This window comes from Actinomycetospora sp. 2LY8.5 (assembly GCF_057180585.1).
In genome coordinates, this window is the sequence record NZ_JBXUHE010000008.1 from 20,601 (window position 1) to 32,789 (window position 12,189).

At 74.1% G+C, this 12,189-nt stretch carries 10 protein-coding genes; 4 read left to right on the forward strand and 6 right to left on the reverse strand.

The window, feature by feature from the left end; all coding sequences use genetic code 11:
- Positions 1-154 precede the first annotated feature (154 nt).
- Positions 155-1,171 (forward strand): ornithine cyclodeaminase family protein, encoded by a 1,017-nt coding sequence (locus AC2A1K_RS12200; RefSeq protein WP_483896573.1) that lies wholly within the window; start codon positions 155-157, stop codon positions 1,169-1,171.
- Between the two features lie 55 nt (positions 1,172-1,226).
- Here AC2A1K_RS12200 and AC2A1K_RS12205 read toward each other — a convergent pair whose 3' ends face one another.
- From AC2A1K_RS12205 to AC2A1K_RS12230, 6 genes are all read right to left on the reverse strand, one after another.
- Entirely contained in the window at positions 1,227-1,661 is a 435-nt protein-coding gene (locus tag AC2A1K_RS12205) for a GlcG/HbpS family heme-binding protein (RefSeq protein ID WP_483896574.1), read from the reverse strand.
- Positions 1,662-1,692: 31 nt separating this feature from the next.
- Positions 1,693-3,780: an iron ABC transporter permease gene (locus AC2A1K_RS12210; protein WP_483896575.1), complete on the reverse strand. Its 2,088-nt coding sequence runs from the start codon at positions 3,778-3,780 to the stop codon at positions 1,693-1,695.
- Positions 3,777-4,769, reverse strand: a complete 993-nt coding sequence (locus AC2A1K_RS12215) for an ABC transporter substrate-binding protein (protein ID WP_483896576.1) — start codon at positions 4,767-4,769, stop codon at positions 3,777-3,779. Before AC2A1K_RS12215 ends, AC2A1K_RS12210 begins: the two co-directional genes overlap by 4 nt.
- Complete coding sequence (locus AC2A1K_RS12220) at positions 4,766-5,626, reverse strand: ABC transporter ATP-binding protein (RefSeq protein ID WP_483896577.1); 861 nt, start codon at positions 5,624-5,626, stop codon at positions 4,766-4,768. Before AC2A1K_RS12220 ends, AC2A1K_RS12215 begins: the two co-directional genes overlap by 4 nt.
- A gap of 438 nt (positions 5,627-6,064) precedes the next feature.
- Positions 6,065-7,114, reverse strand: coding sequence for an alpha/beta fold hydrolase (locus tag AC2A1K_RS12225; protein ID WP_483896578.1), 1,050 nt, complete (start codon positions 7,112-7,114; stop codon positions 6,065-6,067).
- On the reverse strand, positions 7,114-8,781 hold the full coding sequence (locus AC2A1K_RS12230; protein ID WP_483896579.1) for an acyl-CoA dehydrogenase family protein: 1,668 nt from the start codon (positions 8,779-8,781) through the stop codon (positions 7,114-7,116). Before AC2A1K_RS12230 ends, AC2A1K_RS12225 begins: the two co-directional genes overlap by 1 nt.
- 216 nt (positions 8,782-8,997) lie before the next feature.
- Here AC2A1K_RS12230 and AC2A1K_RS12235 point away from each other — a divergent pair, with 216 nt between their 5' ends.
- From AC2A1K_RS12235 to AC2A1K_RS12245, 3 genes are read left to right on the forward strand one after another with little or no spacing between them, the layout of a single operon-like run.
- Entirely contained in the window at positions 8,998-9,960 is a 963-nt protein-coding gene (locus tag AC2A1K_RS12235; RefSeq protein WP_483896580.1) for a cyclase family protein, read from the forward strand.
- Positions 9,960-11,624, forward strand: coding sequence for an AMP-binding protein (locus AC2A1K_RS12240; protein WP_483896581.1), 1,665 nt, complete (start codon positions 9,960-9,962; stop codon positions 11,622-11,624). Before AC2A1K_RS12235 ends, AC2A1K_RS12240 begins: the two co-directional genes overlap by 1 nt.
- Positions 11,625-11,658: 34 nt before the next feature.
- Positions 11,659-12,183 (forward strand): DUF305 domain-containing protein, encoded by a 525-nt coding sequence (locus tag AC2A1K_RS12245; protein ID WP_483896582.1) that lies wholly within the window; start codon positions 11,659-11,661, stop codon positions 12,181-12,183.
- The last annotated feature ends 6 nt before the right edge of the window (positions 12,184-12,189 follow it).

The following is a 12,189-nucleotide window of genomic DNA, read 5'->3' on the forward strand; positions in this document are numbered from 1 at the left end:
GCACTGTGCCCGCTCGCCGTCGCGACGCGCCCGGTTTCGGTGAGAATCCGTCCGGACGGCCGTGCGCACGCTGCGGCGACCGGCCTATGTGAGCGAAGTCCGGGGCGAGAGCACCGCCGTTCGCTCCCGCGGGTGGGTGGCAGGATCGCCCGCCGTGACGACCCCGAGTGCCGAACCGGCCCTGCGCGTCCTGCGCCGCGACGACGTGCTGGCCGCGGCGGCCGACGTCGACCCCGTGGCCAGCGTGCAGGCCACGTTGCTCGCCCACGCCCGGGGCGCGACGACCCTGCCCGACGAGGCCTACCTGCCCTGGCACACGCCGTCGACGGGCGCCTTCGCGCGCAGCCTCGCGCTGCCCGGCGCGGTGTGGTCCGACCGCCCGGCGGTGGGTCTCAAGGTCATCAACTCGAGCCTCGACAACCCGACCCGCGGCCTGCCGCGCGCGCAGGGCTGGACGTTCCTCTTCGACCCGGACACCGCGCGGCCCGTCGCCATGCTCGAGGCCGCCTGGATCTCGGCGACCCGGACCGCCGCCTACACGGTGCTCTCGGCGCGCCTGCTCGCCGCGCCGGGGCTCGACCGGATCGCGGTGCTCGGGTGCGGCGCGCTCGCCGAGTCGCACCTCGACCTGCTCGGCGCCGAGTACCCCGACGCCTCGGTGGTCGTCCACGACCTCGAACCCGCGCGGGCCCGCGCCCTGGCCGCCCGGCGCCGCGCCGACGTCGCCGACGACCCGCGCACCGCCGTCGCGGGCGCCGGGCTCGTCGTCTGCACCACCACGACCACCACCGGCTACCTGGCGCTCGACTGGATCGCCCCGGGCGCGCTGATCGCGCACGTGTCGCTGGACGACGTGCTGCCCGAAGTCGTCACGGGCGCGGACCTGGTGGTCGTCGACGACTGGGACCTCGTCGCCGCCGACGACCGGCGCCTGCTGGGGCGCATGCTGCGCGAGGGCACGCTCGCGGCGCCGGGGGAGTCGGCGGCCGGCGCGCGGACGGTCGACACGAGCCTCGCCGACGTCGTCGCCGGGACGCACCCGGGCCGGGCGAAGGACACCGACGTCGTGCTGTCCAACCCCTTCGGGATGGGTGTCCTCGACGTCGCCCTCGCCGCCGACGTCCACGAGGCCGCCCTGGCCCGCGACCTCGGCACGGCCCTGTCGCCCTAACCATGTGAGTACTTTCCGGGCCTATAGGCCCGGAAAGTACTCACATGGGCGGGCGCTACCCCGCCCCGGTCCGAGGCGTCAGGCCGGCGGCGCGGATGCCGGCGACGACGGCCTCCTCGTCGGCCAGGGACGCGTCGCCGCTGGCCCCGGCCGCGCCGAGCAGCCTCCCCGCGTCGTCGTGGATGAACACGCCGCCCGGTACCGAGAACACCTTCCCGCCGGCCAGCGCCGACACCGACGTGAAGAACTCCGACGAGTCGGCGGCCCGCGCGGCGATCGCCCGGCTGTCCATGCCGAGCCCGAGCACGCCGTACGCCTTGGCTGTCGCGACGTCCGGGCGCAGGAAGCCCGACCCGTCCTCGCGGCCCAGCGCCACCAGCGCGCCGCCCGGATCGAGCACCGCGACGGTCAGCGGCTTGAACCCCTGCGCGCGGGCGTGCGCGAGCGCGGCGGACACGATGCTCTGGGCCTGCTCCAGGCTGATGCTCATGGTCGCCCGGTACCCGCCGGGCGACGACGGATCACCCCGCCGACCGGGACCGCCACAGCAGCCACACGAACCATGGCGACCCGACGAGCGCGGTGACCAGCCCGACGGCGAGCTGGCCGGGTGCGATGACCGTGCGCCCCACCGTGTCGGCGACGGAGACGAGCAGTGCCCCGAGCAGCGCGGCCACCGGCAGCACCCGGGCGTGTCGGGCGCCGACCAGCGCGCGGGCGGCGTGCGGGGCGACCAGCCCGACGAACGCGATCACGCCGACCGCCGACACCGCGGTCGCGGTCAGCAGGCACGCGAGACCGAGCATCAGCGGCCGCGACCGCTCGAGGTGCACGCCGACGACGCGCGGAGTGTCGTCGTCGACCGCGACGAGGTCGAGCTCCTGGCGCGAGCGCCAGATCAGCGGCCCGAGCAGCAGCAGGGCCAGCACCACGGGCGCCACGTCCGCCGGGGAGCGCCCGTAGGTGGAGCCCGAGAGCCAGGTCAGGGCCTTGCCCACGTTGTAGGGGTCGGACAGCACGATGACGATCGTCGTCAGGGCGGCGCTCGCCGCCGAGACCCCGACGCCGACGAGGACCAGCCGGTCGGAGTCCAGCCCGCTGCGCGCGGCGAGCCCGAACACGAGCACCGTCGCGACCGCCGCGCCGGCGAAGGCCGCGCCCGCGACACCGGTCGCGCCTGCGGTGGGCACGAGGGTGATCGCGAGGACGGCGCCCAGCCCCGCCCCGCCGGTGACGCCGATGATCCCCGGCTCGGCGAGCGGGTTGCGGCACGTCGCCTGGATGACGGTCCCCGCGACGGCGAGCGCGGCGCCGGCGGTGAGCGCGGCGAGGACCCGCGGGATCCGCGCGTCGAGGACGTAGGTGACGACCGGGCCGGACCGCCCGGCGAACCAGTTGGCGACGTCGCCGAGCAGCAGCTTCGCGTCACCGAGCAGGACCCCGCCGAGCGCGGCGGCCAGCGTGGCCGCGGCCGCGACGAGCAGGACGACGACCAGCGCGCCCCGTCCCCGCCGGCGGGCCGACCGCGCGGCGGGCGCGGGCCGCGTCGGACCCGACGAGCGGAACCGGGCGGCGATCCACACGAGGAACGCGGCGCCGAACAGCGAGGTCACCGTGCCGGTCGGCAACTCGATCCCGCCGAGCTGGGCGCCGAGCACCAGCCGGGCCAGCACATCGGCGCCGAGCACGACGACGACGCCCGAGAGCGCCGAGACCACCAGCAGCACCCGGTGCCGCGCCAGGCCGGGGACGACCGGCACGAGCAGCCGCACGAGGGCGGGGGCGGCGAGCCCGACGAATCCGAGCGGGCCGGTGAGCGTCACCGCGGCCGCCGAGAGCAGCACCGCGAGCAGCACCGTGACCAGCCGGACCCGCCGCACGTCGACCCCGAGCACGGCGGCGGCGTCGTCCCCCATCGCGTGCAGGTCCAGCCGGCGCGACATCGCCAGCAGCCCGAGCGCCGCGAGCACGACGACCGGGGCCATCGCGACCAGCCCCGACGTCCCGTACTGCGCGAGCGACCCGTTGCCCCACGCGAACAGACCCGTGGTCTGCTCGCGGAACAGCAGGATGCACGTGATCGCGACCGACTCGAGCGCGAGCCCGATCACCGAGCCGGCCAGCACCGGCCGGGTCGGCCCGGACCCCACGCCGGACGACAGCGCGAGCACGAGCGCCGCGGCGCCCAGACCGCCGAGGAACGCGACCCCGCCCGCCACCGGTATCGGCAGCGCGACCCCCACGACCGAGACGATCACGAGCGCGAGCCAGGCACCCGAGTCGACGCCGAGCGTGTCGGGCGCGGCCAGGGGGTTGCGCGCCAGCGACTGCATCGCCGCCCCGGCCACCCCGAGCGCGACCCCGACCACGAGCCCCGCGAGCAGCCGCGGCACCCGCGAGGCGACGACGACGGCGCTCGCCTGCTCGGACTCGTCGCCGACGAGCAGGCCCAGCAGGTCGCCGACCCCGACCGTGGCGGTTCCCTGCAGCACGTGCACCGCCGACAGGACGACGACGGCGACCACGCCAACGACGACGACACCCGTCAGCCCCCACGGACGGGCCCGGACCGGAGGCGGCGGGACGAGGGGGTCGTCGACCTGGGTCACGGTTGGCCCAGGGCCCCGACCGCCGCGTCGATGTAGCGCTGCATCGAGACCGGGCCCCCGAAGACCCAGATCCCGTCGGGCAGGCGGTCCACCTGGTTCGACCGCACCCACGGCAGCGACCGCCACACGGCGTTCGAGCCCAGCTCGTTGCGGAACGGGTCGCCGCCGTCGGCGTCGTTGACGATGTAGAGGAAGGTCGCGTCCCCGACTCGTGTCAGCCCTTCGACGTCGGTCTGCGCGAGCCCGTAGGTGTCGTCGCCCGGCTCGGTCCAGGCGTTGGTCAGGCCGAGCCCGGTGGTGACCGCGCCGATGAGCGAGCCGTTCGTGAACGGGCGGATCGAGACCTGGCCGCCCTCGACGTAGCCGTCGGCGAACACGAAGCGCTGCCCGGCGCGGGCGGCGAGCTGGTTGCGACCCTCGGCGAGGCGGGCGTCGAACTGCTGGATCTGGGCGGCCGCCTCCGTGTCCTTGCCCAGCGCGCGGCCGACGAGCTCGGTGTTGCGCTTCATCTGCCCGATCGGGTCGGCGACCGCGCCGCCGGGCAGGAACACGACCGGCGCGAACGACTCCATCTGCGTCACCGCGCCCTCGGGCAGCTCGTCGGTGGCGACGATCAGGTCGGGCTGCAGCGCGGCGATCGCGTCGACGCTGGGCTCGCCGCGCACGCCGACGTCGCGCACCGACGGGTCGAGCGGGGCGGCGCCGACCCAGTTCGCGTAGCCCGCGGTGTCCGCGGCGCCCACCGGCATCACGCCGAGGGAGGCGACGTGCTCGGTGGCGTTCCATTCGAGGGTCACCACCCGCGTGGCGGGCCGGGGCAGGGTGACCTGCCGGCCGCGCGCGTCGGTGAGGGCGATCTCCCCGCCGCTCGGTGCCGCCGCGGGCCGGCCACCTCCGGAGGCGGGCTCGGTCGTTCCGCAGGCGGTCAGGCCGAGTAGCGCCAGCACGCAGGCAGCGACGAGGGGGACGACGATCGGGACACGGCTCATGGGGCTCCTTCTCCGGGGGAGGAAACCGGCACGCGGGCCGGGTGGCGGCCGACGGGCCGGGTACGCAGGGCGCCGGTGCGCGGGTCGTGGTCGACGTCGACGCGGATGCCGTAGACGTCGCTGAGCAGGTCGGCGGTGAGGACGTCCGCGGGCGGGCCGCAGCCCCGGACGTGCCCGTCGGCGAGCAGCACCACCTCGTCGGCCACCGCCGCGGCCTGGTCGAGGTCGTGCAGGACGAGCCCGACGGCCACGCCGTCGATGTCGGCGAGGTCGCGGACCAGGTCGAGCATCTCGACCTGGAATCGCAGGTCGAGGAAGGTGGTGGGCTCGTCGAGGAGCAGCACGTCCGCGTCCTGTGCGAGACAGGACGCGAGCCAGACGCGCTGCAGCTGACCGCCGGAGAGCTCGTCGACGGGGCGGTCGGTGAGGTCGCTCAGCCCGGTCACCGCCAGGGCGCGCTCCACGGCCGCCGGTCCCTCGGGGTCCCCGCCGCGCCAGCGCCCGCGGTACGGGTGGCGCCCGAACCCGGCGACGTCGGCGACGGTGATGCCGGCGGGCGTCGGCCTGCTCTGCGCGAGGAGCGTGACGCGGCGGGCGAAGTCGCGGCGGCTCAGGCTCATGGCGTCGACCGGGTCGTCGGCGCCGTCGGACAGCACCAGCCCACCCGCTTCGGGCTTGTGCAACCGCGCCAGCGCCCGCAGCAGCGTCGACTTGCCGCTGCCGTTCGGGCCGACCAGCGCGGTGACACGTCCCGCACACAGAGTGATGCCGGCGCCGTGGACCACCCTGCGGTCGCGGTAGCCGAGCTCGAGATCCGTGCCCTCGACGCGGACGGACGGGTCGGCGTTGTCGGGCACGGCGGAAGGATAGGCTCACCTTGCTACGCTGGCTCGTGACGGGACGAACGCCACTTTCCGGGCGCCGCTCCCCTCGAGGGATCGCGACCGGCGGAGGATCGCGACCGGCGGGGGATCGCGACCGGCGGCCCCGTCACACCCGCCGCTCGTCCGCGGTCAGCGACGGCTCGCCGTCGGCGCCGCGCTCGACGACCCGCCGGTCGGTCTGGTCGTCGACCTCGCCGAGGTCACCAACGGCGACTCCTCGGCCCGCGCGTCCTGCTCGGCGCGCGCCGCCGTGCGACCGAGGCCGGCGCGACGTTCGTGCTGCGCGGCGCCCGGGGCCGGCCCGCCTCGCGCCCTCAAGCTGACGGGGCTCGACCAGGTCTTCGGCTCGCTGCGCCTCTGCCCACGTGAGTGCTTTCCCGCCCTATAGCGCGGGAAAGCACTCACATCCGGTCAGCGCGTCGACTCCAGGAACGCGAAGAAGGTCGCCGACCAGCGGTCCGCGGCGTCGACGTGGGGCCCGTGACCGGAGCCCGTGAAGGTCTCGATCTCGGCGCGCCCGCCCGCTGCGCGGTAGGCATCGAGGACGTCGCGGATCTGGGCGACCATCGGCTGCGGGGGGAAGGCGTCGGGGCCCGGCCAGCCGGGCACGGTCCCGCTCGCGCCCAACGTGCCGAGCTCGAGGGCCGACCCGTCGGCGACGACGACGTCGGCGCTACCGTGCGTCCACAGCACCGGGGGCTTCGGGTCGAGCGTGGGCAGCCACGACCAGTCGCAGTACTTCGGCGACAGGGCGTTGAGCAGCCCGCGCGTGCCCGGCGCGGCGCCCGGCCAGTTCTCCGAGGGCGCCGCGTCGCCGGGGTAGCCGTCGTCGGAGATGGTGGTCAGCAGGATCTCGTCGACGAGCAGGTCCTCGCGCTCGCGCGGCTCGCGGTGGTCGGCCCGCCAGTAGGTCGCGTTCATGACGTTGCGCGGCGAGAGCGGGCTGTCCGCGCCGCGGTCGCGCTCGCGCAGGCGCTGGACGAACTCGGGATTGGCCACCCCGGCGCCCGACCCCGCGACGTCGGGCCAGCACGGCGTGCCGTCACGGAACGTCCCGCCGAACCCGTACGGCGAGACCGGGTCGAGGAACGTCAGCGAGGCCGCTCGCCCCGCGCGGGCGACGAGGGCGATCGCCGCGCCGGCGGTGGACCAGCCGACGAGGTGGGCGGGCCGGTCGATGCCCAGCGCGTCGAGGAAGCCGACGAGGTCGTCGGCCCAGTCGCCGAGTCCGCGGGTGGCGTCGATCGGGGCCGGCTCGCTGCGCCCGAAACATCGCATGTCGGGGGCCAGGAGACGCCACCGCTCGGGGGCGCCGGGCATGAGGTGCTCGAAGAACCGGCCGGTGGACAGGTTTCCGTGCACCAGCACCACCGGCTCCCCGTCGGGCGGGCCCGACTCGAGGTAGTGGGTGCGGATGCGTCCCTGGACCTCGGCCGCGCGCACACCGGGCAGGAGCTCCATCAGATCTCCGTCTCCGGGAGTCGCGCCAGCAGGGCGTCCACGTCCACGCCGCGCGGCAGCGTGCCGAACGCGTGCCCGTGGTCACCGGCGACACGTGAGGAGACGTAGGCGTCGGCCACCGCGCTCGGGGCGTTCCGGACCAGCAGCGCCCCGGTCAGCAGCACCGCCATCCGCTCGGCGAGGCGCCGGGCGCCGCGCTCGTCGGGGGCCGCGAGCTCGGCCTCGACGTCTTTGAACCCGGCGTCGACGCGGTCGTCGACCCCGAGCACCTCGGCGCGGTACGCCTCGAGCGTGGCCGGCTCGCGGGAGAGCAGGCGCAGCAGGTCGAGGGCGTTGACGTTGCCCGAGCCCTCCCAGATCGAGTTCAGCGGCGCCTCGCGGAACAGCCGCGGCATGCCGGACTCCTCGACGTAGCCGTTGCCGCCCAGGCACTCGAGCGCCTCGCCGACCACCGCGGTCTGGCGCTTGCAGATCCAGTACTTGCCCAGCGTCACCCCGATCCGCCGCAACGCCACCTCGTGTTCCCGGGTCGAGCCCCGCTGCCCTCTCGGCGTGCTCCCTCTGACCTCTCCGGTCTCGTCGCGCCCGGCCCGGTCCTGCGCCCCGGCCAGCCGCATCGCCAGCGCGATCGCGCCTTCGGACTCGCAGGCCAGGTCGGCGAGGACCTCGCGCATCAGCGGCTGGTCGATCAGCGTGCGCCCGAACGCCGCGCGGTACCGGACGTGGTGGGCGGCGCGGGACACCGCCGCCCGCATCCCCGCGGTGGACCCCAGGGCGGTGTCGAGCCGGGTGCAGGCGACCATCTCGATGATCGTGCGGACCCCGCGGCCCTCGTCGCCGACCCGCCAGGCCACGGTCTCGTCGAACTCGGGCTCGCTCGACGCGTTGGAGCGGTTGCCGAGCTTGTCCTTGAGCCGCTGGATGCGAAACGTGTTGCGGGTGCCGTCGGGCAGCACGCGCGGCACGAGGAAGCACGTCAGCCCGCCGGGGGCCTGCGCCAGCACGAGGAACAGGTCGCACATCGGCGCGCTGGTGAACCACTTGTGCCCGGTCAGCCGGTAGGCCTCGCCGTCGGGACGGGCCACGGTGGTGTTCGCGCGGACGTCGGAGCCGCCCTGCTTCTCGGTCATGCCCATGCCGGCGAGCAGGCCCCGCTTGGTCTCCGGGATCCGCAGGCCGGGGTCGTGGACGCGGCTGGTGAGTCCGGGGCCGAAGCGCTCGAGCAGCTCGGGGGCGGCGCGCAGCGCGGGCAGGACGGCGTAGGTCATGGTGATCGGGCAGCCGTGCCCCGCCTCGACCTGGGTCCACGTGAGGTACCCGGCCGCGCGGGCGACGTGCGCACCCGGCCGCTCGTCGGCCCACGGTGCGCCGGCGAAACCGTGCTCGACGGCCACGCGGGTCAGCTCCTGGTAGCCCGGGTCGTAGTCGACCTCGTCGATCCGGTTCCCGACGCGGTCGTGGGTACGCAGCCGCGGCTCGTTGCGGTGCGCGGCGTCCGACCACTCCTGGGCGGTCGCCGAGCCGGCCAGCCGCCCGACCGCGTGCAGCTCGTCGCGGTACCACCCCGCGCCCTCGCGCTCGAGCGCCTCGAGCAGCGGCGGGTCGGCGGCCACGTCGTGGCCGACGAGGTCGGGGACCTGGTTGGTGACCTCATGCGTCGCGGGCACCCGAGGATCCGACCATGCCGCGCGCCCGTGATCCAGGCCCGGGCGCCGGCCCGCCCGCGGGCGAGCGCGACGAATCCCGCGGGATCGCGGCGAGGGTGACGATCGAGCACGTCCGCGCAGCGCGGGGACCGTGCCACCCCTCGGAGCGCCCCTTGTCGGTCGCCGGGCGACCGGGCACCGTGGGCCACCTCATAGTGATCTCGAAGAGGAGCACTCATGGTCGATGTCCCGTCGATGCGCGAACTGCTCGGCGACAACCCGCCCCAGAACTGGGGGAAGTGGGGGGACGACGACGAGGTCGGCTCGCTGAACTACCTCGATGCTGCCCAGGTGTTGCGGGGCGTGGCGAGCGTGAAGGACGGGCAGGTGTTCACGTTGCAGTGCCCGATGGGTCACCCGCACGGTGACCCGGTCTTTCCCGGGCGCGAGGGCATCAAGCGCGAGATGGTCTGGGACCAGGAGCTCTTCGACTCCGGTAACGGCCCGAGCTTCCCGGGGGGTCTGCGGGCCTCGGACGACAAGGCCGAGATCTTCCTGCAGGGCTCGTCGCAGTACGACGCGCTCGGGCACGCCTGGTACGACGACCTGATCTGGAACGGGCGTTCGGCCAACACCACCAACGGTGGTGGCATGAGCTGGGCGTCGGTGCTGCCGATCGCGAACCGCGGGATCGTCGGTCGGGGTGTGCTCATCGACATGGCGCGTCATCGGGGCAAGGACTGGCTGGACAAGGGGGAGACGTTCACCCACCACGATCTGCTGGACGCGGCGAAGGCGCAGGGCGTCACGATCGAGGATCGCGACATCCTGCTGGTGCGTACCGGGTTCCTGAAGTACTTCTACGCGACGCCCGCGGACGAGTTCTACGAGGGTTTCGTCGAGCCCGGCCTGACCTACTCCCGTGAGCTGGTGGAGTGGTTCCAGCACAAGGAGATCCCCAACCTGGTCACCGACACGATCGCCAACGAGGTGACCTCGGATCCCGAGTCCGGGGTGCTGCTGCCGTTGCACGCGTCGTTGCTGCGCAATCTGGGTGTGAGCCTCGCGGAGATCATCTGGCTGGACGACCTCGCCGAGGCGTGCGCGGCCGACGGTCGCTGGGACTTCCTCTACACCGCCGCGCCGCTGAAGATCCACGAGGCGACCGGCGCGCCGGTCAACCCCGTGGTGATCCGTTGATGGGAACCTACGATGAGCGCCCCTGGCTGGCGCGCTACCGCAGCGACTACCCCGCCGACATCGAGCCCGAGTACCCGAGCGCGCTCGCGATGTTCTCCGCCGCCCTGGGGCGGTCGCCGGACACCGAGATCGTCCGGTACTTCGACGGCACGATCACCCTGCGCGAGCTCGACCGGCTCTCCGACCGGTTCGCCGTCGCGCTCGCCGACCGCGGCTTCGAGAAGGGCCACCGGCTCGCGACGTACCTGCAGAACATCCCGCAGGTGCTGATCGCCGTCATCGGCACGTGGAAGGCGGGCGGCATCGTCGTCTCGATCAACCCGATGAGCCGGGTCCGCGAGCTGACGACCCTGCTCTCGGACTGCGAGGCGACCGCCCTGCTCGCCGAGGAGGACCTGTTCGGCCAGGTGGCGGCCGAGGTCGTGCCGACGATCCCGTCGCTGCGGATCGCGTGGACGACCTCGCCGCTGGAGTACCAGACCCGCCACGACCAGCGCCTGTTCGCGGGCCTGGAGCGCACGCGGCACGAGGGCACCGAGGACCTCACCGAGGTGCTCGAGTCCGTCGGCGACCGCCGGCCCGAGCCCGTCGAGCTGGGTCCCGACGACGTCGCGTTCCTCGGCTACACGTCGGGCACCACGGGTCCGCCGAAGGGCGCGATGAACACCCACCGCAACGTGGTGTTCAACGCCCAGACCTACCGCGACTGGATCCAGCTCGGACCGCAGGACTCCGTACTCGGCGTGGCGCCGCTGTTCCACATCACCGGCGTCATCGGGCACATGGCGATCGCGCTGCTCGTGCCGATCCCGCTGGTTCTCGCCTACCGCTTCGAGCCCCAGGTGGTGCTCGACGCGATCCGCGAGCACGAGCCGACGTTCTCGATCGGCTCGATCACCGTGTTCATCGCGCTGATGAACGCCGAGGGCGCCCAGCGCGAGGACCTCGCCTCGATGACCCGGCTGTACTCGGGGGGCGCGCCGATCCCGCCGTCGACGATCAAGGCGTTCTCCGACCAGTTCGGGCTCTACATCCACAACTTCTACGGCCTGACCGAGACGAGCTCGCCCTCGCACGGCGTGCCGCGGGAGTCCGACGCCCCGGTCGACACGGCGTCGGGGGCGCTCTCGGTCGGCGTGCCGATCTTCTCGACGGTCGTGCGGATCGTGCGCGACGACGGCACCGACGCCGACGTCGGCGAGGTGGGCGAGATCGTCACGCGCGGGCCGCAGGTGGTGCCCGGGTACTGGAACAAGCCCGAGGAGACGCAGAACGCGCTGCGTGCCCCGGACGGCTCGGTGGAGCTCAAGACCGGCGACGTCGGCTACATGGACGAGCAGGGCTGGTTCTACGTCGTCGACCGCAAGAAGGACCAGATCAACGCCGGCGGCTACAAGGTCTGGCCCCGCGAGGTCGAGGACGTGCTCTACGAGCACCCCGCGGTCCGTGAGGCGGCCGTCGTCGGCGTGCCCGACCAGTACCGCGGCGAGACGGTCAAGGCGTTCGTGTCGGTGCGGCCGGGCCAGCGGGTCGAGCCCGACGAGCTCATCGCGTTCTGCAAGGAGCGGATGTCGGCGTACAAGTACCCGCGCCAGGTCGAACTCATGGAGGAGATCCCCAAGACCGTGACGGGCAAGCTGCTCCGGCGCGCGCTGCGGTCGTAGCGGTTTCGCAGCGAACGGGTATCTCGCGGCTTCTATGCGCACGAAGTCCCCGTTCGCCCCCGCCGTCCTCGCGTTCTGGCTCGCCGTCCTGGCCGGGTGCGCGGACGCACCGGTCGCCGACCCGGACGCGGGGTTCCTCGCGGCGATGGTGCCGCACCACGAGCAGGCCCTCGATCTCACGGTGATGGTCGGAGGCCGCGGCGCCTCGCCGGGTCTCGAGGCGCTCGCGCAGCGCATCGACCGCGCGCAGGTCGAGGAGATCGGGCAGATGCAGGGGCTGGCGCGGGCCCGGGCGCGGCCGCCCGCCCCGATGGCGCACCACCACATGCCGGGCATGGCGGACCCGGGCACCCTGCAGACGTTGTCGACCCTGCGCGGACCGGAGTTCGAGCGGCTCTGGCTGGACACGATGATCCGCCACCACGAGGGAGCCGTGGCGATGGCGCGCGACTACCTCGCCGTCGGCACCGACGACACCCTGCGCCGGTTCGCGCAGGTGACCGTCACGTCCCAGTCGTCGGAGATCGCCGCGATGCGAGGTCTCGCCGCCGCCGTGTGAACCGTG